Raw genomic sequence first — 25,747 nt, 5'->3', positions numbered from 1 at the left:
GACCCCGCTACATTCCGAGCCGGCCCATGTCTCGCAGCCGGGCCACCGCGTCCTTGTCGCCCTCCAGCTCCACCTGCGCCGCTTCCTGCCGGCCGAACGCGAAGACCGTCAGCTCACCCGGCTCACCGGTGACCGTGACCACCGGCGTGCCGCGATGACCGACCGCGGTCTGGCCGTCCGGCCGCCGCAGCACCAGGCCCACCGGGGCCTTGCGGCCCAGCAGCCGGGCCACCTTCTCCAGCCGCGACCACAGCGCGTCCTCGAAGACCCGGTCCAGCGTGCGCGGCGTCCAGTCGGGCTGCGCCCGGCGCACATCCTCTGCGTGCACGAAGAACTCGACCGTGTTCGCGGCCTCGTCCACCTGTTTGATGCCGTACGGCGAGATCCGCGGCGGCCCGGTGCGGATCAGCCGGATCAGCTCGTCGTACGGCTTGGCCGTGAACTCGGCCATCACCCGCTCGAGCCGGCTCTTGAGCAGCGGAATCATGATCCCGCCGGCCGCGTCGGGCCGTCGCTCACGCACCACCACATGGGCAGCGAGATCCCGGGTCGTCCAGCCGTCGCACAGAGTGGCGGCATCGGGGCCCGCCGCCTCCAACAGATCGGCGAGCAGAAGTCGTTCACGCTTCGCATGGGTCGACATGTCCGCCAGCCTACGGCGGCGGCACACGGTCCGCCCAGTGGACATACCGTCCATCGCGCGCCCACAACACGGCACAATGGCCGTATGACCAGCAGTGTCCCCGCCAGCTCCCTCGATCCCGCCGTCGCCGAACGCCTCAAGCGTGACGCCGGCGGGCTCCTCCCGGCCATCGCCCAGCAGTACGACACCGGTGAGGTGCTCATGCTCGGATGGATGGACGACGAGGCCCTCCACCGCACGCTGACCACCGGCCGGTGCACCTACTGGTCGCGCAGCCGCCAGGAGTACTGGGTCAAGGGCGACACGTCGGGCCACGTCCAGCACGTCAAGTCCGTCGCCCTCGACTGCGACGCCGACGCCATCCTCGTCAAGGTCGACCAGATCGGGGCCGCCTGCCACACCGGCGACCGCACCTGCTTCGACGCCGACGTGCTCCCGCTCGGCAAGTAGGCTCAGCCGCCATGGATCTCGACACCTTCCGGAAGCTGGCCGCCGACCGCCGCGTCATCCCCGTCAGCCGCAGGCTCCTGGTCGACGGCGACACCCCGGTCGGGCTCTACCGCAAGCTGGCCGCCGAACGTCCCGGCACCTTCCTGCTGGAGTCCGCCGAGAACGGGCGGTCCTGGTCCCGCTACTCCTTCGTCGGGGTCCGCAGCGCCGCCACCCTCACCGAGCGGGACGGCCGCACGCACTGGCTCGGCACCCCGCCCGTCGGCGTCCCCACGGACGGTGACCCGCTCGCCGCCCTGCGCGCCACCGTCGAGACCCTGCACACTCCCCTTACGCCCGGCGACGTAGCAGGGACCCACACGAGTGACCCGGCGTCCGGCATGCCGCCCTTCACCGGCGGGATGGTCGGCTACCTCGGCTACGACATCGTCCGCAGGCTGGAGAAGATCGGTCCGGGGGAGCGCGACGACCTGAAGCTCCCCGAGCTGACGATGCTGCTCACCTCGGACCTCGCCGTGCTCGACCACTGGGACGGCACCGTCGTGCTGATCGCCAACGCGATCAACCACAACGACCTCGACACGGGTGTCGACGAGGCGTACACGGACGCCGTCGCCCGGCTCGACGCCATGGAGGCCGACCTCGCGCGGCCGCTGGCCTCCGCCCCCGCCGTACTGCCGCCCTCCGAGCTCCCCGACTTCACCGTCCCGTGGGGCGGGCCCGACTACCAGGCCGCCGTCGAGGACATCAAGGAGCGGATCCGGGCCGGCGAGGCGTTCCAGGTCGTCCCCTCGCAGCGGTTCGAGACCCCCTGCGCGGCGAGCGCCCTCGACGTCTACCGGGTGCTGCGGGCCACCAACCCGAGCCCGTACATGTACCTCTTCCGCTTCGACGGCTTCGACGTCGTCGGCTCCAGCCCCGAGGCCCTGGTCAAGGTCGAGGACGGGCACGCCATGGTCCACCCCATCGCGGGCACCCGGCCGCGCGGGGCGACCCCGCAGGAGGACCAGGCGCTCGGCGACGAACTGCTCGCCGACCCCAAGGAGCGCGCCGAGCACCTGATGCTCGTCGACCTCGGCCGCAACGACCTCGGCCGGGTCTGCGAGCCGGGCAGCGTCGAGGTCGTCGACTTCATGTCGATCGAGCGCTACTCCCACGTCATGCACATCGTCTCGACCGTGACCGGCCGGGTCGCCGCGGGCAGCACCGCCTTCGACGTGCTCACCGCCTGCTTCCCCGCCGGCACCCTCTCGGGGGCGCCCAAGCCCCGCGCGATGCAGATCATCGACGAGCTCGAACCCTCGCGGCGCGGGCTCTACGGCGGATGTGTCGGTTATCTCGACTTCGCCGGCGACTCGGACACCGCGATCGCCATCCGTACCGCCGTACTGCGCGACGGAACCGCGTTCGTGCAGGCCGGAGCGGGTGTCGTGGCCGACTCCGATCCGGTCGCCGAGGACACCGAGTGCCGCAACAAGGCGGCCGCGGTGCTCCGCGCCGTCCATACGGCCAACCGGCTGAACGGCCACACCGGGCGGTAAGGGATAGTAGGGGTCGTGAGTGCTGTACCTGTACCCCAGCCCCGCGCCGAATCGGCATCCGCCGCGTCCGCCCACAGCAGCCGCCGCAGCCTCGGCGCAGCACTTGTTCTCGGCGCCGCCGGCGCCACCGTCGTCCTGCTCGCCTCCGGCCAGATCTGGGCCGAGGGAACGGCGGCCGTCGGTGGCGGCAGCGTGCCGCTCGACGCCGACGGCAGCGACGTCACCGGAGTGCCCACCGCCCTCGCCATCGTCGGCCTGGCCGCGCTCGTCGCGGTCTTCGCCGTCCGCAGAGCCGGCCGGTTCCTGGTGGCCGGGCTGCTCGCCCTCAGCGGCGCCGGTGCGGCCGTCACCGCCTTCCTGGGCGCGTCCGACAGCGCGGCCCTGGACGAGAAGGCCGCGACGACCACCGGCGACACCGCCGCCACGGTCGGCGCACTCACCCACACCGCCTGGCCCTATGTGACCGCGGCCGGCGGTCTGCTGATCCTGCTCGCCGGACTGCTCGCGCTCCGTTACGGCAGGCAGTGGCCCGCCATGTCGGGCCGCTACGAGCGGGACGGCACCCCGAGGCCCCGCAAGGCGCCGGTCGTCGACCCCGACCGCCCCGAGGACCTCTGGAAGGCACTGGACCGCGGCGAGGACCCGACCCGCGGGACATGACCCCCCGGGGCCGAGACGTGACCGCCACCCCTGGCACAGGGCACGACACGGCGTACGGGACAATGGCAGGTGAGCTACCGGCTCACCATCGAGCAACAGCTCACCACAGAGCAACGGCAACGAGGAGCAACTCATGGCGGGCAGCGCCCACGGACACACCCCGGCCGCCTGGACCGGTGTCATCATCGCTTTCATCGGCTTCTGCATCGCCGGAGTCTTCATGGTCGCGGCCAACCCGCTCGGCTTCTGGGCCGGCATGGGCGTCGTCGTCGCCGGCGGTCTGGTCGGCCTCGCGATGAGGGCCGCCGGTCTCGGTATGCCGAAGGCCGAGAAGGCCGCCCAGGAGCGGGCCCGTGCGCAGGCGGCCACCGCCACCGCGCAGCCCGCCTCGGCGCAGACCTCCGCCTGACACCGCCAGGACCTCACGACACAAGGGCGCAGACCGGCCGAGGCCGGGCTGCGCCTTTGCGTTCCGACGGAGACAATCACGGGGTGGACGCCATGCCTTCTCCCGCCACATCCGCTCCCGGGCCCGCCCCGCTCGCGCGACGTCTCGCCGCCCCCGCGGCCGCCCTCGCGGGAGTCGCCGCCGCCTTCGCCTACGTCGGCGCGGTCGACCCCAACGAACCGGGCCACTACCCGGTCTGCCCGCTCCTGCGGCTCACCGGGATCTACTGCCCGGGCTGCGGCGGTCTGCGCAGCGCCCACGCCTTCGCGCACGGCGATCTGACGGCGGCCCTCGGGGCCAACGCCGTCGCCGTCGTCGGCTACGGCGTCTTCGCCGTGGTGATGGCCCTGTGGCTGATTCGCGCCGTCCGCGGCGTGCCGATGCGGATCGCCGTCGCCCCCGTGTGGTGGTGGTCGCTCGGCGCCGTACTGCTGGTCTTCAGCGTGGTGCGGAACCTGCCGTTCGGCTCTGCGCTGGCGCCGTGAGGGGCCGCCCGGCCGGTGCCGGGGAGGCGTCGAAGTCCCAGGTAGTGGGACAGGCGTCAACCGGATGCGAGGCCGAGGGCCTCCTGCGGATACCATCGACATGGCTGATCCTGAACCATCACCGTCCCGGAAGGGGGCCGCTCGCGTGAGTGTGCTCGACGAGATCATCGAAGGCGTACGCGCCGACCTCGCAGAGCGGCAGGCGCGCGTCAGCCTCGACGAGCTCAAGGAGCGCGCCGCCAAGGCTCCCGCCGCCAAGGACGGGGTCGCCGCACTGCGCGGCGAGGGCGTCCAGGTGATCTGCGAGGTGAAGCGCTCCAGCCCCTCCAAGGGCGCGCTCGCCGCGATCGCCGACCCCGCCGCGCTCGCCGCGGACTACGAGGCCGGGGGCGCCGCCCTCATCTCCGTCCTGACCGAGGAGCGCCGCTTCGGCGGTTCGCTCGCCGATCTGGAGGCGGTCCGCGCCCGGGTCGACGTGCCCCTGCTGCGCAAGGACTTCATCGTCACGGCGTACCAGCTGTGGGAGGCCCGCGCCTACGGCGCCGACGTCATCCTGCTGATCGTCGCCGCCCTGGAGCAGGAGGCCCTGGTCTCCCTCATCGAACGCGCCGAGTCGATCGGGCTCACGCCGCTGGTCGAGGTGCACGACGAGGACGAGGTCGAGCGTGCGGTGGACGCCGGCGCGAAGATCATCGGAGTCAATGCCCGCGATCTGAAGACCCTCAAGGTCGACCGGGGCACCTTCGAACGGCTCGCCCCCGAGATCCCGGCCCACATCGTCAAGGTCGCCGAGTCCGGTGTGCGCGGTCCGCACGACCTGATCGCCTACGCCAACGCCGGCGCCGACGCCGTACTGGTCGGAGAGTCCCTGGTCACCGGCCGGGACCCGAAGGCGGCCGTCGCCGACCTCGTCGCCGCGGGCGCCCACCCGGCGCTGCGGCACGGCAGGAGCTGACACCCGCCATGACCGCCGCCCGCACCACCGCCCCGTCGCACCGGACGCCCATGCGTCCCGTGACGGCGACGGCGGCCGTGCGCGCGGCACGGGCGGCGCTCGCCGCCGCCCGTGACCCGTACGCCCGCCTCGCCCGGGGCTGCAAGCCTCGCGGCTGCCGCGCCCCCGCCCGACGGGTGCACGGCCGCCGCGTGCGGTACGTCATCGGCTCGGAGCCGGGCCAGGTCAACGGGATGCGATGGCGCGGGGCAGGCGCGCGCGACTGACGTCCGACGGTGCCGGTTCCCGGGGTGAAGCCCCGGTCACGGCTCTCGCGGTGTCCTCGACCGCCGGACGGGCCCCATGCGTCCTGACCTCGCACCGCCGTTGCGGCGCGTCGGTCCGGTGCGGAAAGCCCGGTCACAGCGGCGCGCGCGCATAACGTGTCCCCTTGCACACCCAGACTTCCGGGGCGTCAGCCCCTTCTGAGGAGTACGTCGGATGTCTTCTGACTTCTTCATCCCGGACCCCGAGGGTCAGGTCCCCAGCGCCCAGGGCTACTTCGGTGCCTTCGGCGGCAAGTTCATCCCCGAGGCCCTCGTCGCCGCCGTCGACGAGGTCGCCGTCGAGTACGACAAGGCCAAGACGGACCCGGCCTTCGTCGCCGAGCTCAACGACCTCATGGTCAACTACACGGGCCGCCCCAGCGCGCTGACCGAGGTGACCCGGTTCGCCGAGCACGCCGGCGGTGCGCGGGTCTTCCTCAAGCGGGAGGACCTGAACCACACCGGTTCGCACAAGATCAACAACGTGCTGGGCCAGGCGCTGCTCACCAAGCGCATGGGCAAGACGCGCGTCATCGCCGAGACCGGGGCAGGCCAGCACGGCGTCGCCACCGCGACCGCGTGCGCTCTGTTCGGCCTCGAGTGCACCGTCTACATGGGCGAGATCGACACCGAGCGCCAGGCGCTCAACGTCGCCCGGATGCGGATGCTGGGCGCCGAGGTCATCCCGGTGAAGTCCGGCAGCAGGACTCTCAAGGACGCCATCAACGAGGCGTTCCGCGACTGGGTCGCCAATGTCGACCACACCCACTACCTCTTCGGCACGGTCGCGGGCCCGCACCCCTTCCCGGCCATGGTGCGCGACTTCCACCGTGTCATCGGCGTCGAGGCCCGGCGCCAGATCCTGGAGCGCGCCGGCCGTCTGCCGGACGCGGCCGTCGCCTGCGTCGGCGGCGGTTCCAACGCGATCGGCCTGTTCCACGCCTTCATCCCGGACGCCGGTGTGCGCCTCGTGGGCTGTGAGCCCGCGGGGCACGGCATCGAGTCCGGCGAGCACGCGGCCACCCTGACCGCGGGCGAGCCCGGCATCCTGCACGGCTCGCGCAGCTACGTCCTCCAGGACGAGGAGGGCCAGATCACCGAGCCGTACTCGATCTCGGCCGGACTGGACTACCCGGGCATCGGTCCCGAGCACGCGTACCTCAAGGACAGCGGGCGCGGCGAGTACCGCGCGGTCACCGACGACGCCGCGATGCAAGCCCTGCGGCTGCTGTCCCGCACCGAGGGCATCATTCCGGCGATCGAGTCGGCGCACGCGCTGGCCGGTGCGCTGGACCTCGGCCGGGAACTCGGCAAGGACGGCCTGATCGTCGTCAACCTGTCCGGGCGCGGCGACAAGGACATGGACACCGCCGCCCGCTACTTCGGGCTCTACGACCGTGAGGCGGACGCCGTGGTCGAGGCGGACGCAGCCGCCGAGAACGGCGAGGGCGAGATCAAGGGGGACGCGAAGTGAGCGGCAACATCCAGCTGTTGAGCGACACCCTGGCGCGGGCCAAGGACGAGGGGCGTGCCGCGCTCATCGCGTACCTTCCGGCCGGCTTCCCGACCGTCGACGGTGGTATCGAGGCCGTCAAGGCGGTCCTGGACGGCGGCGCGGACGTCGTCGAGGTGGGGCTGCCGCACAGCGACCCCGTCCTGGACGGACCGGTCATCCAGACCGCCGACGACATCGCCCTGCGCGGCGGCGTCAAGATCGCCGATGTGATGCGCACGGTCCGCGAGGCGCACGCGGCGACCGGCAAGCCGGTCCTCGTGATGACGTACTGGAACCCGATCGACCGCTACGGCGTCGAGCGCTTCACCGCCGAGCTCGCCGAGGCAGGCGGAGCGGGCTGCATCCTGCCCGACCTGCCGGTCGAGGAGTCCGGCCTGTGGCGCGAACACGCGGAGAAGCACTCTCTCGCCACCGTCTTCGTCGTCGCCCCGAGCAGCAAGGACGCCAGGATCGCGCGGATCACCGAGGCAGGGTCCGGCTTCGTGTACGCGGCCTCGCTGATGGGGGTCACGGGCACCCGCGCGTCGGTCGGCGCGCAGGCCCAGGACCTGGTGGGCCGCACCCGGGCCACCACCGAGCTGCCGGTCTGCGTGGGCCTCGGGGTCTCCGACGCACAGCAGGCCGCCGAGGTCGCCGCGTTCGCCGACGGAGTGATCGTCGGGTCCGCGTTCGTGAAGCGCATCCTCGACGCGCCCGACACCGCCGCGGGCCTCGCGGCCGTCCGCGAGTTGGCGGCGGAGCTGGCCAGGGGCGTACGCAGGGACGGGCAGGCCGGGTAGCCGGGTCATCCCTCTCGTACGGCTCGCTCGTACGAGTGGATCTGGACCGGGGAGGCGCTCACGTGCCTCCCCGGTTCGTTTGCGGGATGTGAGTGAGAAGAACCAGGACCGGAAGAGGACCGCGCGCGAGCGGCTCCAGCAGGAACGTGAGCAGCACAAGGCACGTGAGAAGCGCCGCCGGGTGCTGATCGTGTCGGCGGCGGTGGTGGCCGTGCTGGGCCTCGCTGCCGTCGTCGGCGTGATCGCGGCCAACTCCGGCACGAAGAAGGACGGCGGCTCCCAGGCCGGCCCGCTCCTCGCGCCCGCCGGCGTGCAGGGCAAGGACCAGCTGGCGATCCCGGTGGGAGCGGACGACGCGCCCTCCACGCTCACGATCTGGGAGGACTTCCGCTGCCCGGTCTGCGCGCAGTTCGAGAACCTCTTCCGTGACACGATCCACGAGCTCGTCGCGGCCGGTCAGATCAAGGTCGAGTACCACCTCGCCACCATCATCGACGGCAACATGGGCGGGAGCGGATCCCTGCGTGCGGCCAATGCCGCGGCCTGCGCCCAGGACGTCGGCGACTTCGCCCCGTACCACGACGTGCTCTTCCAGAACCAGCCGCCGGAGCCGGACGACGCCTTCGGCAACAACGACCGGCTGATCGAGCTCGCGGGCAAGGTCGAGGGGCTGGACACCCCCGGGTTCCGCAGCTGTGTCGAGGACGGCAAGCACGACAGCTGGGTCGCCAAGTCCAACACGGCCTTCCAGAACGGCGGCTTCCGCGGGACGCCCACCGTCCTGCTCAACGGCGAGTCGATCTTCCCGACCAAGGGCAACGAGCAGATCTCCCCGGCCAACCTGAAGAAGTGGGTCACCGAGGCGAACAAGGGCAAGAAGCCGGGCACCCAGCAGTCCGCGCCGGCGCCGAGCCCGTCGTCCTGACCGCCCGGCGGGGCCGCGCCGCGGCACGCCGCTCGTTATCAGGACGTTGCCGGGTGGGTTGCCGTGTCTCCCGCCCGGCAGGGTAGCGTCGGTCCTGCCATGGAACTTGCCTACATTCCCAGTCCGTCGACCGGAGTGATCCATCTCGGACCGCTCCCGCTGCGCGGCTACGCCTTCTGCATCATCATCGGTGTCTTCGTGGCCGTCTGGTACGGCAACAAGCGCTGGATCGCCCGAGGCGGCAAAGCCGGCACCGTGGCCGACATCGCCGTCTGGGCGGTGCCCTTCGGCCTGGTCGGCGGCCGGCTCTACCACGTGATCACCGACTACCAGCTGTACTTCAGCGACGGTGAGAACTGGGTCGACGCCTTCAAGATCTGGGAAGGCGGCCTCGGGATCTGGGGCGCGATCGCACTGGGCGCGGTCGGAGCCTGGATCGGCTGCCGCCGTCGCGGGATTCCCCTGCCGGCCTGGGCGGACGCCCTCGCTCCGGCCATCGCCATCGCGCAGGCCATCGGCCGCTGGGGCAACTGGTTCAACCAGGAGCTGTACGGCAAGCCGACCGATCTGCCCTGGGCCCTCAAGATCACGGAGGGTGCGAACCGCGAGGCGGGGCTGTACCACCCGACGTTCCTGTACGAGTCCCTGTGGTGCATCGGTGTCGCGCTGCTGGTCATCTGGGCGGACCGGCGCTTCAAGCTCGGCCACGGACGGGCGTTCGCCCTCTACGTCGCCGCGTACTGCGCGGGCCGCGCCTGGATCGAGTACATGCGCGTCGACGAGGCGCACCACGTCCTGGGCCTGCGACTGAACGTGTGGACCGCGATCATCGTCTTCGCGCTCGCGGTGGCCTACATCGTGATCTCGTCGCGAGTGCGGCCGGGACGCGAGGAGATCGTCGAGCCGGACCGCTCGAAGCCGGGCACGGACGGCGCGGACGCGGCCGACGAGAAGGCCGAGGAGAAGAAGGAGTCGGGCGACGAGTCGACCGCGGAGGACTCGGCGGACGCCGGGGACACCGTCAGGGACGCCGATGCCGACGCGGATGCGGGGTCGGCCAAGAAGGGCTGACCGCGGCGACGTACGACGAGGCCGCCGGGACCGATCGGGTCCCGGCGGCCTTGTCGTGTGCCGGAAGGCTGGTCGCCGGTGTCGGGGCGTCGGAGAGTCAGGGCGTCAGAAGGTCTCCCGGCGGGCGATGGACAGCGTGCGCTCGGCGGCCGCCACGATCGCGGCGTCCACGAAACGGCCGTCCGGAAGGGCAAGCGCTCCCTCGTCCCCGGCGGCCGCCTTGACGACCTCCTCCGCCGCCTCGATCTCCTCCGGGGTGGGCAGGAAGGCCCGCTCGATGACGGGGAGCTGGCGGGGATGGATGGCCGCCCGGCCGAGGAAACCGAGAGCGCGGCCGTGTGTGCAGGAGGCGTAGAGCGCGTCCAGGTCCCGGATGTCCGGGAAGACCGACTGCGACGGTGGCGGGAGACCGGCCGCGCGGGCGGCGACCACGATGCGCGAGCGGGGCCAGTCGAGGGAGGCGCCGTCCCGGACGCCGAGGTCGGCGCGGAGGTCCGCCTCCCCGAGCGAGATGCCGCGGACGGCCGGATGGGCGGCGGCGATGTCGTAGGCGTGCTCGATCGCGACGGCGGACTCCAGCAGCGGGTGGAGCGGGACGCCGGGTGCGCGGTCCGCGATCCGGCGGATGTCAGTGCCGTGTGCGACCTTGGGAACACGCAGAGCACACAGGCCGGGGAGACCGGTCAGAGTCTCGATGTCCTGGGGGGAGTTGATGCGGACATGGACAGGCAGGGGCTGAGGGAGAGTCAGGAGTTCGGCCGTGGCGGCCAGGGCGTAGTTCTTGCGGTCGGAGGGGACCGCGTCCTCGAGGTCGATGATCACCACGTCGGCACCGGAGGCGAGGGCTTTCACCACGACGTCGGGGTGGTCGCCGGGGGCGTAGAGATAGGTGAGCGGGGTCATAGGGCGCCCTGGGTGCGGAGTGCGCTGATATCGGCCCCGGTCAGGCCGAGTTCGGTGAGGACCGCGTCGGTGTCGGCGCCGTGCGGACGGCCGGCCCAGCGGATGGCGCCGGGTGTCTCCGAGAGGCGGAAGAGGACGTTCTGCATGCGGAGCGGACCGAGTTCCGGGTCGGGGACCTCGGTGATGCTGTCCAGCGCCTGGTACTGCGGATCCTCCATGACATCGCGGATGTCGTAGATCGGCGCGATGGCGGCCTCGGCCTTCTCGAAGGCTTCCATGGTCTCGGTCCGGCTGCGCTCGGCGATCCAGCCGCCGACCGCGTCGTCGAGGATGTCGGCGTGCTCGGCGCGGCCGCTTCCGGTGGTGAACCACGGCTCGTCGATCACATCGGGGCGGCCGACCAGGGTCATGACGCGCTCGGCGATGGACTGGGCCGAGGTGGAGACGGCCACCCAGTGGCCGTCGGCGGTGCGATAGGTGTTGCGGGGCGCGTTGTTGCCGGAGCGGTTGCCGGTCCGTGTCTGGACGTAGCCGACCTGGTCGTACCAGAGCGGCTGTGGGCCGAGGACGGTCAGGATCGGCTCGATGATCGCCATGTCGACGACCTGGCCGCGGCCGGTGACCTGACGGGCGGTGAGGGCGGTCATCACGGCGTAGGAGGTGGCCAGGGCGGCGATGGAATCCGCGAGACCGAACGGGGGGAGTGTGGGCGGGCCGTCCGGCTCGCCGGTGATGGAGGCGAAGCCGCTCATCGCCTCGGCGAGGGTGCCGAAGCCGGGCCGGTGGGAGTAGGGGCCGAACTGGCCGAAGCCGGTGACGCGGGTGAGGACGAGCCGGGGATTGACCGCGCTGAGTTCGTCCCAGCCGAGCTGCCACTTCTCCAGGGTGCCGGGGCGGAAGTTCTCGACGATCACATCCGCGGTGGCGGCGAGGCGCAGCAGGGTCTCTCGGCCGCCGGAGGTGGACAGGTCCAGCGTGATGGTGCGCTTGTTGCGGCCGAGCAGTTTCCACCACAGGCCCACGCCGTTCCTGGCGGCGCCGTGGCCGCGGGACGGGTCGGGCCGGGTGGGGTGCTCGACCTTGATCACCTCCGCGCCGAAGTCACCGAGCATGGTGGCGGCGAGCGGGCCGGCGAAGAGGGTGGCCAGATCGAGAACGCGCAGCCCCTGAAGGGGCATCGGGGAGGGTGCGGGCGTTGGTGTCATGAGGCCTCGTCGATCTCGGAGCGGTACGGCATGGAGGTCGAGGCGCCCGCGCGCTGGACGCACAGTGCCGCGGCGGCGGAAGCCCAGGTGAGGGCCTGCTCGACGGGCTTTCCCTCGCCGAGCGCGACGGCGAGGGCGCCGACGAAGGTGTCGCCGGCCGCCGTGGTGTCCAGGGCGGTGACCTCGGGGGCGGGGACGATGAGCGGGGGCGAGTGACGGCCGGCGTGGAGGCAGCCGGCCGAGCCGAGCGTGATCACCACCTCGGGGACCTGGCGCAGCAGCGCTTCCGCGACGGCGCGCGGGTCGGCGACGCCGGTGAGGGTGGCGGCCTCGTGCTCGTTGGGCACCAGCAGGTCGGTCACGGCGAGGAGTTCGGGAGGCAGCGGCTGGGCGGGGGCGGGAGTGAGCACGGTGCGCACGCCGTGCCGGCGGGCGGCCTCGGCACCCTCCAGCACGGCGCTCAGGGGGAGTTCGAGCTGGAGGAGCAGGGTGTCGGCGGTGGCGATGAGGGCTTCGTCGCCGGGAGCGAGGGCGGTGAGCGTGCCGTTGGCGCCGGGGATGACGACGATGGAGTTGCCGCCTTCGTCGTCGACGACGATATGGGCGGTGCCCGAGGGGCCTTCGGAGGTGCGCAGCAGATCGACGTCGACGCCGGAGGCGACGAGCGTCTGCCGCAGGGCCGCGCCGAAGTCGTCCGAGCCGACCGCGCCGATCATCGCGACGTCGCCACCGGCGCGGGCGGCGGCGACGGCCTGGTTGGCGCCCTTGCCGCCGGGGATCGTCCGGAACTCCCGTCCGGTGACGGTCTCCCCGCGTTTCGGCGCGTGGGCGACATAGGCGACGAGGTCCATGTTGGTGCTGCCGAGCACCACGATGCCGGTCATGGGCGGAGTGCCTCCTGGTGCGTGAGGTGGGCGAGGGCGTCGAAGCCCGTGCCGTCGAAGCCGGCGACGGAGGTGGAGAGCCGGTTCTTGAGCGGGGCGGTCCACCGGTCGGGCAGGTCACCGGGCCGGCCGGTGAGCAGTCCGGCGATCGACCCGGCGGTGGCTCCGTTGGAGTCCGTGTCCCAACCTCCCGAGACGGCGCGGCAGATGGAGCCGCCGAAGTCGCCGTCCGCATGGGTGAGCGCGGCGGCGAGCAGGGCGGCGTTGGGCAGCACATGGACCCAGTGGTATTGGCCGTAGGCGGTGTGGAGCAGGTCCACGACCGCGGCGAAGTCGGGTTCGGCGCGCGCCGTGTCGATACCGAGGCGGACCGCGTGCGCCAGCCGGGAGGCGGGCGGTACGACGGTCAGCCCGGCGGCGAGCGCCCGGTGCACATCACCGGTGCCGTCGGCGGCGGTCGCGACGGCCGCCGCGACGAACATCGCGCCGTGGACGCCGTTCGCGGTGTGGGTGAGCGTGGCGTCGCGATGTGCCTGTTCGGCGGCTGCCCCGGGGTCGCCGGGGTGGGTCCAGCCGTGCACATCGGCGCGGATGGCGGCGCCGATCCACTCCCGGAAGGGGTTGTGGTGGCAGGCGGTGAGCGGGGGTTCGAGTCCGGAGAGGAGATTGCGGTAGGCGATGCGTTCCGCGGTGAAGGTGCGGCCGGCGGGCAGTTCGTCGAGCCAGAGCCGGCCGACGTCCGCCGTGGTGAAGCGGCGGCCGTACCGCTGGAGCAGGAGCAGATTCAGCAGGGGGTAGTTGAGGTCGTCGTCCTCGGGCATGCCGTCGATGTTCTCGGCCAGTGAGGTGGTGGCGGAACGGCGGTTCCAGGGGTGGGCGCGGGCGAGTTCCGCGGGCAGGCCCTTGGCGGTGAACCAGGTGTGGAGAGGCCAGTTGCCGGTGGCGCGGGCGATGGCACGGATCGCGTGGAGGGGGAGTTTCTCGACGGGCTTGCCCAGCAGACAGCCGGCCGCACGGCCGAGCCAGGCCGCGTGGAGACGGTCGGGGAGCCGCGGGTCGCGCAGGGCGGCGGGGGTGCCGGGCGGGGAGGCGGCAGCGTCGTCCGGTGCACCGGGTCGGGAGTCGGACCCTGTCGTAGCTGTCGTAGCTGTCGTAGCTGTCGTTCCGGTCGTGAGGGACACGCGCGGTCCACCGGCGACGGCTGATGCCGGGTCGCCGGGGGACGCCGGCCAGTTGGGGCATGCCGCCTTGATGGCCGCGAGGTCGGTCGGCTCCTGTGCGGCCAGCGGACCGGGGACCGCGGACAACTCGTCCAGCAGCCGCAGTGCCAGAGCGCGCAGCTCGGGGGAGGCCGGGACGGCGGAGGCACCGGCCGCGGGCGGTGCGGGGGAGCCGCCCGCCCCGAGCCAGGCGGTGGTGATCCCTCCCACGTCACGGCCGTCCTCGGCGGCCTGACGCAGTTCGTGGCCGAGCAGATCCTCCGGCTGCACCCAGGTGAGTCGGAGGGCGTCGCTCATCGCGCGTCCGTCAGGGCCGCGAACGCCGACTCGTGGGCCCGGCGGCGCTGCGTGTCGCGGGCGAAGACCTCCCGGGTGACCGCGGTCAGCTCGCGGGCGGGCGCGTGCAGATCGAGGCGGCTGGCCTCGGCGACCGTCTTGGCCCAGTCGTGGGGTACCGCCGCCGTGCCGCCGAGAGCGCCCGCGATCGCGCCGGACATCGTGGCGATCGAGTCGCAGTCGCGGCCGTAGTTCACCGAGCCCAGCACCGTACGGCGGTAGTCGCCCTCGCCGACCAGCAGCATGCCGAGGGCGACGGGGAGTTCCTCGATGGAGTGCAGCCGGGAGGGACGGCGGGCGGCGAGCGACGGCGCCCGGTAGTCCGGGCCGACCGTGTCGAAGGGAGCGACCGCCGTACGCAGCGGCGCCAGCGCCGACTCGAAGTCCGTGTGCCGCGCCGCGACTTCGGCCACCGCCGCGATGGCCGAGCGGGTGCCGTCCTTCGCCAGTGCCAGGGCCGCGTCGACCACGGACGTGGGGGTGGCGCCGGGCAGACACGCGGCGGCGACCGCTGCCGCGAAGACGCCCGCCGCCTCCCTCCCGTACGAGGACTGGTGCGCCCCCGCGATGTCGAGCGCCTCGGCGTAGGCGGCAGCGGGGTTGGCCGCGTTGACCAGGCCCACCGGTGCCATGTACATCGCCGCACCGCAGTTGACGATGTTGCCGCTGCCGGCCTCGCGGGGGTCGTGGTGCCCGTAGTGGATACGGGCCACGAGCCACTTCTCGGCGAGGAAGATCCGTTGGAGGGGGAGCGCCTCCGCCTCCAGTTCGGGGATCCAGCGGGGGGTGGAGAGCAGGTCGGGCACCAGGTGGTCGGCCACGGCGTAGGCGTCGAGATGGTCGCGGACCGTGCCGTACACCCGGATCAGGGCATGCGTCATCAGGGTGTCGTCGGTGACGTGGCCGTCGCCCTTGTGGTACGGCGCGATCGGGCGGGCGGTGCGCCAGTCGTCGCCGTTCCAGGGGCCGACGATGCCGTGGACGCGGCCGCCGTGCCGTTCGGTGATCTGCTCGGGCGTATACCCCTCGACCGGGCCGCCGAGCGCGTCGCCCACGGCCGCGCCGATCAGGCTGCCGGTGATCCGGTCATCGAGTGCGAGCGTCGCGAGTGTCGTCGTCATGCCGGAATTGTCCACCCGGGGCCGTCAGTTCCGTGTCTGCGAGCAGCCCGGCGAGTTCCACCAGATCGGTGCCCGCGAGACGGGGGAGGGCGCAGCCCGCGAGGGTCCGGCAGGCGTCCCGCCAGCTGGCCGGAACGGCATCGCCCCCGCCGAGCGCGCCGGTCAGCGCGCCGGCCAGCGCGGGGGCCGAGTCGGCCACCCGCGACAGACAGGCCGCGGCGGGTACGGCCTCGGCGACGCGGCCGCGGGCCGCCGTCGCGACGGCGAGAGCGACGGGCACGGTCTCGGCCGCGGCGACCCCGTAGCTGTAGACGTGGTCGACGATCTGGTGCTCCAGCAGCGGTACGAGGTCGAAGGCGGCGTCCGCGTCGCGAGCGAGCTTGAGCGCGTGGCGCGCGTTGCGGCCGATCTCGGTGGACTCGGGGAGTTCCGCGAGCGCGGCGTCCACACAGTCGTCGACCCCTCCGCCGCCGAGTGCGACGGCGACGGCCGCCGCCATGGCACGGGCGCCGTGCACCCCGTCGCCGTCCTGGGTGTAGCGGGCGTCGAACTCGGCGAGCTCGGCCGCGGCCGCCGGATCGCCCGGGTGGACCACCGCGAGGACGGCGGCCCGCACACACGCGGCGTCGTCGAAGTAGTGCGGGTTGTCGTGGCCGGTGGCGGGCGGGCGCAGGCCGGTGGCGAGATTGCCGAGTCCCGCGCGTACGGAGATCCGGGCGCGCAGGGGCAGCACGGCGGACTCCACCTCGGGGGCGCGCTCGGCGGCGGCGGCCACCTCACCGGCGAGGGAGTTCCAGGCGAGGTCGACGGCCGCGCGCATCCGGCGTCCGGGAGCCAGCCCGGCGAACAGGTGCCCCGAGCCGATGAGCACCGTCTCGGCGGCGAACGCGGCCCACTCGGCGTCGTCGGACGGACCGAGACGAAGGGGCTCGGGGGGCTGGTTGAGGGCGATGGGCACGGGCAGCGTGGTGGTCGAGTTCTGCTCGGCGAAGGTGTCCAGTTCGCGGGTCAGCCGCCGGGTCCACTCGGGCATCCGCGCCGCCCGGTGCCGCGCGGCGGGCCACCCGGCCGCGTCACCCGCGGCGAGCCCGAGGAGGAGCCCTTCGACGGGCCGGACGGGGACGCGGCGCGTCCGGTGCGGTGCGGGCGCGCGCTCACTGTCCCCGGCGGGCAGCCCGGGGCCGCCGTCGCCTGCCGTGGTGGCGGCGGTGGCGTCCAACGACGGGGTGATGCCCGCACCGCTCGGCCAGACGTCCTGCGGCAAAGGCGCGTCGGCCGGGCGGTCGAGTACGGCGGTGCCGCCGGACGCCGCGGGTGCGTCCGGTACCGGCGCGTCCGCGAGCGCGAGCAGATACGGGTCGGTGGCCGTGCCGGTGTGCGGCGCGGCGGGGTGTTCGAGTACGGCCATGCCGAAGGTCGTGGCCGCTGCCTCCGCCGCCGCGGGCTGAGCGGGCCGGGACCCGTGCGCGCCGGCCGGATGGGCCGGCACGACGATCCCGCCCGCCGCGGGCGGAGCCGGCCGGGCCGTCTGCACGGAGGCCGGATCGGGGTCGGGGATCGACGCGTCGTTCGTCGGTGGAGTCAGTGTCATCACGCCGCCTGCGGGTCGTCGGGGGTGAGGAGGTCCGCGATCTCCAGTACGTGGTGGCCCTTCATCGACGGGAGACAGCTGCCGCGTACCGGACCGATGGCCGAGGCCCAGGCGGTGGGGATGGCCGCCGCGCCCGAGACCGCTCCCGCCAGCGCTCCCGCCACCGCCGCGGTGGTGTCGGCGTCGCGGCCCATGTTGACCGCCGTCAGCACCGAGGTACGGAAGTCCCCCCGGGCCGCAGCGAACGCGCCGAAGGCCAGGCCCACCGCCTCCGGGGCCAGATCCGTCCACGGGTATCCGCCGATCACCACCGCCGAGCGCACCGCGCGTTCCGTCGCCAGGGGGTCGCCCTGACTGCGCTGGGCCGTCACCACCGCGCGGCGCAGGGATCGGGCCGTCCATGAGTCCATGGGAATCACCGAGAGCGCGGCGCCGATCACCCCGGCGGGGCCCGCGCCGGTCATCGCCGCGGCGACTCCCGCGGCCACCGCCTGCCCGCCGTAGATGCCCTCGCCGTCGTGGCTGACCGAGCCGTCGATCGCCACGAGCCGGGCGGCTTCGGCCGGCAGGCCCGCCGCGAAGACCCCGAAGGGCGCCGCCCGCATGGCGAGACCGTCGCTCCAGGCGTGCCGGTGCTGGGCGGAGATCGGGGCGGCGAGTCCCCGCCGCAGGTTCTCCAGGGTGCCGCGCTCGCTGAAGCCCGCTCCGCGGAAGGGACCCTCGTCCAGATCGGCGATCCAGTGGTGCCACGCCGTCTCGACGTGGGTGGCGGTGAGGGCCGAGCCGTGCCGGGCCAGCAGCAGCCCGGAGAAGATCGCGTACTCGGTGTCGTCCGTGCCCGCGGGATCGTCGTTCACGAAGCCTTCGATACGGCCCCACCGGGCTCGGATCTCCGAGGGCCGCATGTTCTCCGCGGGCGCGCCCAGCGCGTCGCCCACCGCCAGGCCGAGCAGTGCCCCGCGGGCCCGCTCCCGCAGCACGGAGGCGGGAACGGCCGGCGCGGCGGGAGCCGTACCGGGCGCGCGCTCGGAGGGATCAGCGGGATCGCATGCAACCAACTCCACGGGGCGGGCCCCTTTCGCGTGCACCGGCGGTTCCTGCATCTGTGCCACACGCGGCCCGGGACGAGTCTGAGAAACGCCTCTGTCACCCGAACCGCCATGCCCCGCCCCGTGGTTAGTACGGCCTGCCTTGCTAGCGCGCCCCTTACATGATGCGTATGTTCGACAGTGCCGAAGGGGGAGCGGACCCGCTGTTTCCGCTGCTGAGAAGGTTGAAGGGGAGAGTTGTGTCCATCATCGAAAACGCCGCGACACTGCACGAGGCACATCGCGACAACCACACCCACCGTGATGTCAACGGCGGCTGGCTGCGCCCCGCGGTCTTCGGTGCGATGGACGGACTGGTCTCGAACCTCGCGCTGATGACCGGTGTCGCGGGTGGTGCCGTCTCGCAGCAGACCATCGTCATCACCGGGCTCGCCGGGCTGGCGGCGGGAGCGTTCTCGATGGCCGCGGGGGAGTACACCTCCGTCGCCTCCCAGCGCGAGCTCGTCCAGGCCGAGCTGGACGTCGAGCGGCGCGAGCTGCGCAAGCACCCGGTGGACGAGATGGAGGAGCTGGCGGCGCTCTATGTCTCCCGTGGCGTCCAGCCCGCGCTCGCCCGTGAGGTCGCGATGCAGCTGTCGAAGGACCCGGAGCAGGCGCTGGAGATCCACGCCCGCGAGGAGCTCGGCATCGATCCGGACGATCTGCCGTCGCCGACGGTCGCAGCCGTCTCGTCCTTCGGATCGTTCGCGCTGGGCGCCCTGCTGCCGGTGCTGCCCTATCTGCTCGGCGCGACGGCGCTGTGGCCGGCGGTCCTGCTGGCGCTGGTGGGGCTCTTCGCCTGCGGTGCGGTCGTCGCCCGCGTGACGGCACGCAGCTGGTGGTTCAGCGGCCTGCGGCAGCTGGCGCTCGGCGGGGCCGCGGCGGCGCTCACCTACGGCCTGGGCACGCTGTTCGGCGCCGCGGTCTAGCCCGTCTCGGGCGGGGTGGTACCCGGCCTCGGCCCGTCTTCGGCGGGGTGGTACCCGGCCTCGGCCCGTCTCCGGCGGGGTGGTGCCCGCCCCCGCGCCCCGGACCCGCCCTGCCCTACGCGCGGGCTGTTCCCGCTCCCCGCCCAGGGCCCGCCCCGCGCCCCGGACCCGCCCCGGGCCCTCCCGGCTCTGCCTCGGCCCTCCCGCCCCGGCCGCACACCCAGCCGCCCCGAATCACCCGCCCTGACCGATTTATGGGCTGTCCGTACGGGCTGAGTCGTGTCAGGCTGGGGTATCCCCACATCACCGGGAAGACACCTCGCTGTGACGCACATCCCCACCGCGGATCCCGCTTCCGGTGAGACACTATGCATGGCGCTACATAAGTAGCCGTAACTCGGCGGTTTCGAGTCCGTGACCACCGGGCATGAGCCGAAAGCGCTGCGGGCAACGAAGCCTGCTCTGCGATGGTCCTGCGGATACCGATCTGTCCGACGGCGACCCACCTCGACCGCTACGCGCGGTGTCCGCATGTTGGAATGCGCTATCCACTTTTCGAGAACCATTCCATCATGTAACCTGCACGAAATTTTGCGGAGGGCCAACGTCGTCCCTCGGTACTTGCATATGCCACGACGACGACGGGAGAGCCGATGCGTTCCGACGCCTGGTCGCCCATGGACGGTCGCCCCGCCCCCCAGGGGATGTACGACCCCCGTAACGAACACGACGCGTGCGGCGTCGGGTTCGTGGCCACCCTCACCGGTGTGGCCAGCCATGAGCTGGTGGAGCAGGCGCTGACCGTACTGCGCAACCTCGAGCACCGCGGTGCCACCGGCTCCGAGCCCGACTCGGGTGACGGTGCGGGCATCCTGCTCCAGGTTCCCGACGCCTTCCTGCGTGAGGTCAGCGGTTTCGAGCTCCCCGAAGCGGGTTCGTACGCCGTCGGCATCGCCTTCCTTCCGGCCGATGACGACGCGCAGGCCGTCTCACGTATCGAGACGATCGCCGCCGAAGAGGGTCTGAAGGTCCTCGGCTGGCGTGACGTCCCGGTCACCCCGGATCTGCTCGGCAACGGCGCCCGCGCCACCATGCCCGCCTTCCGGCAGCTCTTCGTCTCCGGCGCCGACGACGAGGCCGCCTGCACCGGCTTCGCGCTGGACCGCAGGGCCTTCGTCCTGCGCAAGCGCGCCGAGCGCGAGGCCGGTGTCTACTTCCCGTCGCTCTCCGCGCGCACGATCGTCTACAAGGGCATGCTGACCACCGGCCAGCTGGAGCCCTTCTTCCCCGACCTGTCCGACCGGCGTCTCGCCACGGCCGTCGCGCTCGTCCACTCGCGGTTCTCCACGAACACCTTCCCGAGCTGGCCGCTCGCCCACCCGTACCGCTTCGTCGCGCACAACGGCGAGATCAACACGGTCAAGGGCAACCGCAACTGGATGCGTGCCCGTGAGTCCCAGCTCGCGAGCGACCTCTTCGGCGCCGAGCAACTGGACCGGATCTTCCCCGTCTGCACCCCGGACGCCTCCGACTCCGCGTCCTTCGACGAGGTGCTGGAGCTGCTCCACCTCGGCGGCCGGTCGCTGCCGCACTCCGTGCTGATGATGGTCCCCGAGGCGTGGGAGAACCACGACTCCATGGAGCCCGCCCGGCGCGCCTTCTACCAGTACCACGCCACGATGATGGAGCCCTGGGACGGACCCGCCTGTGTCACCTTCACCGACGGCACCCAGGTCGGCGCCGTGCTCGACCGCAACGGTCTGCGCCCCGGCCGCTACTGGGTGACGGACGACGGACTCGTCGTCCTCTCCTCCGAGGTCGGCGTCCTCGACATCGACCCGGCGAAGGTCGTCCGCAAGGGCCGCCTCCAGCCCGGCCGGATGTTCCTCGTCGACACCGCCGAGCACCGCATCATCGAGGACGACGAGATCAAGGCCGGTCTCGCCGCCGAGCTGCCGTACCAGGAGTGGCTGGAGGCCGGTGAGATCGAGCTCGAGGACCTCCCCGAGCGCGAGCACATCGTCCACACCCACGCCTCGGTCACCCGCCGCCAGCAGACGTTCGGCTACACCGAGGAAGAGCTGCGCATCATCCTCGCGCCCATGGCCAGGACGGGCGGCGAGCCGCTCGGCTCCATGGGCACGGACTCGCCGATCGCGGCCCTGTCCGAGCGCCCCCGGCTGCTCTTCGACTACTTCACCCAGCTGTTCGCGCAGGTCACCAACCCGCCGCTGGACGCCATCCGCGAGGAGCTCGTCACCTCGCTGCGCTCCTCGCTGGGCCCGGCAGGCAACCTGCTGGAGCCGACCGCCGCGTCCTGTCGCAGCGTCACCCTGCCCTTCCCGGTGATCGACAACGACGAGCTCGCCAAGCTCATCCACATCAACGCCGACGGCGACATGCCTGGCATGAAGGCGGCCACGCTCTCCGGCCTCTACCGCGTCAGCGGCGGCGGCGACGCCCTCGCGGCCCGGATCGAGGACATCTGCGCCGAGACCGACGCCGCCATCGAGGACGGCGCCCGTCTGATCGTCCTGTCCGACCGGCACTCGGACGCCGAGCACGCGCCCATCCCGTCGCTGCTGCTCACCTCCGCCGTGCACCACCACCTCATCCGTACCAAGCAGCGCACCCAGGTGGGTCTGCTGGTCGAGGCCGGTGACGTGCGCGAGGTGCACCACATCGCGCTGCTGATCGGCTACGGCGCCGCAGCCGTCAACCCCTACCTGGCGATGGAATCGGTCGAGGACCTCGTCCGGGCCGGCACCTTCATCGAGGGCCTGGAGCCCGAGCAGGCCATCCGCAACCTGATCTACGCCCTGGGCAAGGGCGTGCTCAAGGTGATGTCCAAGATGGGCATCTCCACCGTCGCCTCCTACCGCGGAGCGCAGGTCTTCGAGGCCGTCGGCCTGGACGAGGCGTTCGTCGAGAAGTACTTCAACGGCACCGCCACCAAGATCGGCGGAGCGGGTCTCGACGTCGTCGCCAAGGAGGTCGCCGCCCGGCACGCCAAGGCGTACCCGGCCTCCGGCATCTCCGCCTCGCACCGTGCGCTGGACATAGGCGGTGAGTACCAGTGGCGCCGTGAGGGCGAGCCCCACCTCTTCGACCCGGAGACGGTCTTCCGGCTCCAGCACGCCACGCGCAACAAGCGCTACGACATCTTCAAGAAGTACACGGACCGGGTGAACGAGCAGTCCGAGCGGCTGATGACGCTGCGCGGCCTGTTCGGGTTCACGTCCGACCGGCAGCCGATCTCCATCGACGAGGTCGAGCCGGTCAGCGAGATCGTGAAGCGGTTCTCCACCGGCGCCATGTCCTACGGCTCCATCTCGCGCGAGGCGCACGAGACCCTCGCCATCGCCATGAACCAGCTCGGCGGCAAGTCCAACACCGGTGAGGGCGGCGAGGACGCCGACCGGCTGTACGACCCCACCCGCCGGTCCGCCATCAAGCAGGTCGCCTCCGGCCGCTTCGGCGTCACCAGCGAGTACCTGGTCAACGCCGACGACATCCAGATCAAGATGGCGCAGGGCGCCAAGCCCGGCGAGGGCGGCCAGCTGCCCGGCCACAAGGTCTACCCCTGGGTCGCCAAGACCCGGCACTCGACCCCCGGCGTCGGTCTGATCTCCCCGCCGCCGCACCACGACATCTACTCGATCGAGGACCTGGCCCAGCTGATCCACGACCTGAAGAACGCGAACCCGCAGGCGCGGATTCACGTGAAGCTGGTCTCCGAGGTCGGCGTCGGCACGGTCGCCGCGGGTGTCTCCAAGGCCCACGCGGACGTCGTGCTCATCTCCGGCCACGACGGCGGCACCGGCGCCTCCCCGCTCACCTCGCTCAAGCACGCCGGCGGCCCCTGGGAACTCGGTCTCGCCGAGACCCAGCAGACGCTGCTGCTCAACGGATTGCGCGACCGTATCGTCGTGCAGACCGACGGTCAGCTGAAGACCGGCCGCGACGTCGTCATCGCCGCGCTGCTGGGCGCCGAGGAGTTCGGTTTCGCGACCGCGCCGCTCGTCGTCTCCGGCTGCATCATGATGCGGGTCTGCCACCTCGACACCTGCCCGGTCGGTATCGCCACCCAGAACCCGGTGCTGCGGGACCGCTTCTCCGGCAAGGCCGAGTACGTCGTTAACTACTTCCAGTTCATCGCCGAAGAGGTGCGCGAGATCCTCGCGGAGCTGGGCTTCCGTACCGTCGAGGAGGCCGTCGGCCACGCCGAACTCCTCGACACCGAGCGCGCCGTGAAGCACTGGAAGGCACAGGGCCTGGACCTCGCACCCCTGTTCCACGTGCCCGAGCTGCCCGACGGCGCGGTGCGCCACGCGCTGATCACCCAGGACCACGGTCTGGAGAAGGCGCTCGACAACGAGCTGATCAAGCTCGCCGCCGACGCGCTGAACGCCGATTCCGCCGAGGCCGCCCAGCCGGTCCGCGCACAGGTCGCCATCCGCAACATCAACCGGACCGTGGGCACGATGCTCGGCCACGAGGTGACGCGGAAGTTCGGCGGTGCGGGCCTGCCCGACGACACCATCGACATCACGTTCACCGGCTCGGCCGGCCAGTCCTTCGGCGCCTTCGTCCCGCGCGGCGTCACGCTGCGACTGGAGGGTGACGCCAACGACTACGTGGGCAAGGGCCTCTCCGGCGGCCGCGTCGTCGTCCGCCCGGACCGGGGCGCCGACCACCTGGCCGAGTACTCGACCATCGCGGGCAACACCATCGCGTACGGCGCGACCGGCGGCGAGCTGTTCCTGCGCGGCCGCACCGGCGAGCGGTTCTGTGTCCGCAACTCCGGCGCCACGGTCGTCTCGGAGGGCGTGGGCGACCACGGCTGCGAGTACATGACCGGCGGCCACGCGGTGGTGCTCGGCGAGACCGGGCGCAACTTCGCGGCCGGCATGTCGGGCGGTATCGCCTACGTGATCGACCTCGATCCGGACAACGTCAACTCCGGGAACCTCGAGGCGGTCGAGCCGCTGTCGGACACGGACAAGGAGTGGCTGCACGACGTCGTGCGCCGCCACCAGGAGGAGACGGCCTCCACCGTCGCCGAGAAGCTTCTCGCCGACTGGTCCGCGAACGTGGACCGGTTCAGCAAGATCATCCCGACCACCTACAAGGCAGTGCTCGCCGCCAAGGACGCCGCTGAGCTCGCCGGTCTCTCCGAGCAGGAGACCACCGAGAAGATGATGGAGGCGGCGATCAATGGCTGACCCCAAGGGCTTCCTGACCACCGGGCGCGAGGTCGCCGAGACCCGCCCCGTGGCCGAGCGCGTCAAGGACTGGAACGAGGTCTACGTTCCCGGCGCCCTGCTGCCGATCATCAGCAAGCAGGCCGGCCGCTGCATGGACTGCGGCATCCCGTTCTGCCACAACGGCTGTCCGCTCGGAAACCTCATCCCCGAGTGGAACGACTACGCGTACCGCGAGGACTGGTCGGCCGCCTCCGAGCGGCTGCACGCGACCAACAACTTCCCGGAGTTCACCGGCCGGCTGTGCCCCGCGCCCTGCGAGGCCGCCTGCGTCCTCGGCATCAACCAGCCCGCCGTCACCATCAAGAACGTCGAAGTCTCGATCATCGACAAGGCGTGGGACTCCGGCGACGTCACCCCGCAGCCGCCGGAGCGTCTGTCCGGCAAGACCGTCGCGGTCATCGGCTCGGGCCCGGCGGGACTCGCCGCCGCCCAGCAGCTGACCCGGGCCGGTCACACGGTCGCCGTCTACGAGCGCGCGGACCGCATCGGGGGACTCCTCCGGTACGGCATCCCCGAGTTCAAGATGGAGAAGGTGCACATCAACCGCCGTATCGAGCAGATGCGCGCGGAGGGCACCAAGTTCCGCACCGAGATCGAGATCGGCCGGGACATCGACGCGGCGAAGCTGCGCCGGCGGTACGACGCCGTGGTCATCGCGGCCGGTGCCACCGTCTCCCGCGACCTGCCCGTGCCGGGCCGGGAGCTGAACGGCATCCACTTCGCCATGGAGTACCTGCCGCTCGCCAACAAGGTGCAGGAGGGCGACTTCGTCGCTCCGCCGATCACCGCCGAGGGCAAGCACGTCGTCGTCATCGGCGGCGGCGACACCGGCGCGGACTGCGTGGGCACCGCCCATCGCCAGGGCGCGGCCTCGGTCACCCAGCTGGAGATCATGCCCCGCCCGGGCGACGAGCGCAGCGCCGGCCAGCCCTGGCCGACGTTCCCCATGCTCTACAAGGTCACCTCCGCGCACGAGGAGGGCGGCGAGCGGGTCTACTCCGTCTCCACCACCCACTTCGAGGGCGACGAGGACGGCAACGTCCAGTTCCTCCACCTCACCGAGGTGGAGTTCAAGGACGGCAAGCTGGAGCAGAAGCCCGGCACCGAGCGGAAGATCCCGGCGCAGCTCGTCACCCTGGCCATGGGTTTCACCGGCACCGACCAGGAGAACGGTCTGGTCCAGCAGTTCGGGCTCGAACTGGACGAGCGCGGCAATGTCGCGCGCGACGCCGACTTCGCCACCAACGTCAACGGCGTGTACGTCGCCGGCGACGCGGGCCGCGGTCAGTCCCTGATCGTGTGGGCGATCGCCGAGGGCCGCTCGGCGGCCCGCGGTGTGGACCGCTTCCTGACCGGGGCGAGCGACCTGCACGCCCCGATCAAGCCGACGGACCGTTCCCTGATGGTCTGACCACCGGCCGAAAG

General features: G+C 72.1%; 22 protein-coding genes. 14 read left to right on the top strand and 8 right to left on the bottom strand.

The window, feature by feature from the left end:
* Positions 1–7 precede the first annotated feature (7 nt).
* Positions 8–643, bottom strand: coding sequence for a TIGR03085 family metal-binding protein (locus tag ACFWU3_RS28605; RefSeq protein WP_384443479.1), 636 nt, complete (start codon positions 641–643; stop codon positions 8–10).
* A gap of 84 nt (positions 644–727) precedes the next feature.
* On the opposite strand from ACFWU3_RS28605, the gene hisI reads away from it, so the two are divergent.
* From hisI to lgt, 11 genes are all read left to right on the top strand, one after another.
* Positions 728–1,093, top strand: coding sequence for a phosphoribosyl-AMP cyclohydrolase (hisI, locus tag ACFWU3_RS28600; RefSeq protein ID WP_313946911.1), 366 nt, complete (start codon positions 728–730; stop codon positions 1,091–1,093).
* A gap of 11 nt (positions 1,094–1,104) precedes the next feature.
* Complete coding sequence (locus ACFWU3_RS28595) at positions 1,105–2,634, top strand: anthranilate synthase component I (RefSeq protein ID WP_384443477.1); 1,530 nt, start codon at positions 1,105–1,107, stop codon at positions 2,632–2,634.
* A gap of 15 nt (positions 2,635–2,649) precedes the next feature.
* The gene (locus ACFWU3_RS28590; RefSeq protein ID WP_384443475.1) at positions 2,650–3,294 is read left to right on the top strand and encodes a TIGR02234 family membrane protein; all 645 of its coding nucleotides are present in this window, start codon (positions 2,650–2,652) and stop codon (positions 3,292–3,294) included.
* A 133-nt stretch (positions 3,295–3,427) separates the two neighbouring features.
* Positions 3,428–3,703, top strand: coding sequence for an HGxxPAAW family protein (locus ACFWU3_RS28585; protein ID WP_384443473.1), 276 nt, complete (start codon positions 3,428–3,430; stop codon positions 3,701–3,703).
* A 92-nt stretch (positions 3,704–3,795) separates the two neighbouring features.
* Positions 3,796–4,227, top strand: coding sequence for a DUF2752 domain-containing protein (locus tag ACFWU3_RS28580; RefSeq protein ID WP_384443471.1), 432 nt, complete (start codon positions 3,796–3,798; stop codon positions 4,225–4,227).
* 145 nt (positions 4,228–4,372) lie between these two features.
* The gene (gene trpC, locus ACFWU3_RS28575; protein WP_384443469.1) at positions 4,373–5,182 is read left to right on the top strand and encodes an indole-3-glycerol phosphate synthase TrpC; all 810 of its coding nucleotides are present in this window, start codon (positions 4,373–4,375) and stop codon (positions 5,180–5,182) included.
* A gap of 8 nt (positions 5,183–5,190) precedes the next feature.
* The gene (gene trpM / locus ACFWU3_RS28570) at positions 5,191–5,448 is read left to right on the top strand and encodes a tryptophan biosynthesis modulator TrpM (protein WP_384443467.1); all 258 of its coding nucleotides are present in this window, start codon (positions 5,191–5,193) and stop codon (positions 5,446–5,448) included.
* Positions 5,449–5,662: 214 nt separating this feature from the next.
* Positions 5,663–6,961, top strand: a complete 1,299-nt coding sequence (trpB, locus tag ACFWU3_RS28565) for a tryptophan synthase subunit beta (RefSeq protein WP_384443465.1) — start codon at positions 5,663–5,665, stop codon at positions 6,959–6,961.
* Positions 6,958–7,782, top strand: coding sequence for a tryptophan synthase subunit alpha (gene trpA, locus ACFWU3_RS28560; RefSeq protein ID WP_384443463.1), 825 nt, complete (start codon positions 6,958–6,960; stop codon positions 7,780–7,782). Before trpB ends, trpA begins: the two co-directional genes overlap by 4 nt.
* Before the next feature lie 88 nt (positions 7,783–7,870).
* Complete coding sequence (locus tag ACFWU3_RS28555; RefSeq protein ID WP_384443461.1) at positions 7,871–8,707, top strand: DsbA family protein; 837 nt, start codon at positions 7,871–7,873, stop codon at positions 8,705–8,707.
* Between the two features lie 99 nt (positions 8,708–8,806).
* The gene (gene lgt / locus ACFWU3_RS28550) at positions 8,807–9,778 is read left to right on the top strand and encodes a prolipoprotein diacylglyceryl transferase (RefSeq protein WP_384443459.1); all 972 of its coding nucleotides are present in this window, start codon (positions 8,807–8,809) and stop codon (positions 9,776–9,778) included.
* A 105-nt stretch (positions 9,779–9,883) separates the two neighbouring features.
* On the opposite strand, the gene ACFWU3_RS28545 is transcribed toward lgt, so the two are convergent.
* From ACFWU3_RS28545 to ACFWU3_RS28515, 7 genes are read right to left on the bottom strand one after another with little or no spacing between them, the layout of a single operon-like run.
* Entirely contained in the window at positions 9,884–10,681 is a 798-nt protein-coding gene (locus ACFWU3_RS28545) for an HpcH/HpaI aldolase/citrate lyase family protein (protein WP_384443457.1), read from the bottom strand.
* Entirely contained in the window at positions 10,678–11,886 is a 1,209-nt protein-coding gene (locus tag ACFWU3_RS28540) for a CaiB/BaiF CoA transferase family protein (protein WP_384443455.1), read from the bottom strand. Before ACFWU3_RS28540 ends, ACFWU3_RS28545 begins: the two co-directional genes overlap by 4 nt.
* Entirely contained in the window at positions 11,883–12,770 is an 888-nt protein-coding gene (gene rbsK, locus ACFWU3_RS28535) for a ribokinase (protein WP_384443453.1), read from the bottom strand. Before rbsK ends, ACFWU3_RS28540 begins: the two co-directional genes overlap by 4 nt.
* On the bottom strand, positions 12,767–14,287 hold the full coding sequence (locus tag ACFWU3_RS28530; protein WP_384443451.1) for an ADP-ribosylglycohydrolase family protein: 1,521 nt from the start codon (positions 14,285–14,287) through the stop codon (positions 12,767–12,769). Before ACFWU3_RS28530 ends, rbsK begins: the two co-directional genes overlap by 4 nt.
* Positions 14,284–15,447 (bottom strand): ADP-ribosylglycohydrolase family protein, encoded by a 1,164-nt coding sequence (locus tag ACFWU3_RS28525; RefSeq protein ID WP_384443449.1) that lies wholly within the window; start codon positions 15,445–15,447, stop codon positions 14,284–14,286. Before ACFWU3_RS28525 ends, ACFWU3_RS28530 begins: the two co-directional genes overlap by 4 nt.
* Entirely contained in the window at positions 15,413–17,038 is a 1,626-nt protein-coding gene (locus ACFWU3_RS28520; protein ID WP_384443447.1) for an ADP-ribosylglycohydrolase family protein, read from the bottom strand. Before ACFWU3_RS28520 ends, ACFWU3_RS28525 begins: the two co-directional genes overlap by 35 nt.
* A complete protein-coding gene (locus tag ACFWU3_RS28515) occupies positions 17,038–18,102 on the bottom strand; it encodes an ADP-ribosylglycohydrolase family protein (protein WP_384443445.1) in 1,065 nt (354 codons plus the stop codon). The genes ACFWU3_RS28520 and ACFWU3_RS28515 overlap by 1 nt, the downstream gene beginning before the upstream one ends.
* A 224-nt stretch (positions 18,103–18,326) precedes the next feature.
* On the opposite strand from ACFWU3_RS28515, the gene ACFWU3_RS28510 reads away from it, so the two are divergent.
* The 3 genes from ACFWU3_RS28510 (at position 18,327) to ACFWU3_RS28500 (ending at position 25,733) form a co-directional block, all read left to right on the top strand.
* Entirely contained in the window at positions 18,327–19,055 is a 729-nt protein-coding gene (locus ACFWU3_RS28510) for a VIT1/CCC1 transporter family protein (RefSeq protein ID WP_384443443.1), read from the top strand.
* A gap of 653 nt (positions 19,056–19,708) precedes the next feature.
* The gene (gene gltB, locus ACFWU3_RS28505; protein WP_384443441.1) at positions 19,709–24,280 is read left to right on the top strand and encodes a glutamate synthase large subunit; all 4,572 of its coding nucleotides are present in this window, start codon (positions 19,709–19,711) and stop codon (positions 24,278–24,280) included.
* Positions 24,273–25,733: a glutamate synthase subunit beta gene (locus ACFWU3_RS28500; RefSeq protein ID WP_384443439.1), complete on the top strand. Its 1,461-nt coding sequence runs from the start codon at positions 24,273–24,275 to the stop codon at positions 25,731–25,733. The genes gltB and ACFWU3_RS28500 overlap by 8 nt, the downstream gene beginning before the upstream one ends.
* Positions 25,734–25,747 lie beyond the last annotated feature (14 nt).

This window comes from Streptomyces sp. NPDC058685, from assembly GCF_042714725.1.
In the GTDB taxonomy this organism is placed as follows: Bacteria; Actinomycetota; Actinomycetes; order Streptomycetales; family Streptomycetaceae; genus Streptomyces.
This window is presented reverse-complemented; position numbering and strand designations above follow the sequence as displayed.

Coding starts and splice junctions, on each gene's coding strand:
- ACFWU3_RS28605 (WP_384443479.1), bottom strand. CDS start 643: ATGTCGACCCATGCGAAGCGTGAACGACTTCTGCTCGCCGATCTGTTG.
- hisI (WP_313946911.1), top strand. CDS start 728: ATGACCAGCAGTGTCCCCGCCAGCTCCCTCGATCCCGCCGTCGCCGAA.
- ACFWU3_RS28595 (WP_384443477.1), top strand. CDS start 1,105: ATGGATCTCGACACCTTCCGGAAGCTGGCCGCCGACCGCCGCGTCATC.
- ACFWU3_RS28585 (WP_384443473.1), top strand. CDS start 3,428: ATGGCGGGCAGCGCCCACGGACACACCCCGGCCGCCTGGACCGGTGTC.
- ACFWU3_RS28580 (WP_384443471.1), top strand. CDS start 3,796: ATGCCTTCTCCCGCCACATCCGCTCCCGGGCCCGCCCCGCTCGCGCGA.
- trpM (WP_384443467.1), top strand. CDS start 5,191: ATGACCGCCGCCCGCACCACCGCCCCGTCGCACCGGACGCCCATGCGT.
- trpB (WP_384443465.1), top strand. CDS start 5,663: ATGTCTTCTGACTTCTTCATCCCGGACCCCGAGGGTCAGGTCCCCAGC.
- lgt (WP_384443459.1), top strand. CDS start 8,807: ATGGAACTTGCCTACATTCCCAGTCCGTCGACCGGAGTGATCCATCTC.
- ACFWU3_RS28545 (WP_384443457.1), bottom strand. CDS start 10,681: ATGACCCCGCTCACCTATCTCTACGCCCCCGGCGACCACCCCGACGTC.
- ACFWU3_RS28540 (WP_384443455.1), bottom strand. CDS start 11,886: ATGACACCAACGCCCGCACCCTCCCCGATGCCCCTTCAGGGGCTGCGC.
- rbsK (WP_384443453.1), bottom strand. CDS start 12,770: ATGACCGGCATCGTGGTGCTCGGCAGCACCAACATGGACCTCGTCGCC.
- ACFWU3_RS28530 (WP_384443451.1), bottom strand. CDS start 14,287: ATGAGCGACGCCCTCCGACTCACCTGGGTGCAGCCGGAGGATCTGCTC.
- ACFWU3_RS28525 (WP_384443449.1), bottom strand. CDS start 15,447: ATGACGACGACACTCGCGACGCTCGCACTCGATGACCGGATCACCGGC.
- ACFWU3_RS28520 (WP_384443447.1), bottom strand. CDS start 17,038: ATGACACTGACTCCACCGACGAACGACGCGTCGATCCCCGACCCCGAT.
- gltB (WP_384443441.1), top strand. CDS start 19,709: ATGCGTTCCGACGCCTGGTCGCCCATGGACGGTCGCCCCGCCCCCCAG.
- ACFWU3_RS28500 (WP_384443439.1), top strand. CDS start 24,273: ATGGCTGACCCCAAGGGCTTCCTGACCACCGGGCGCGAGGTCGCCGAG.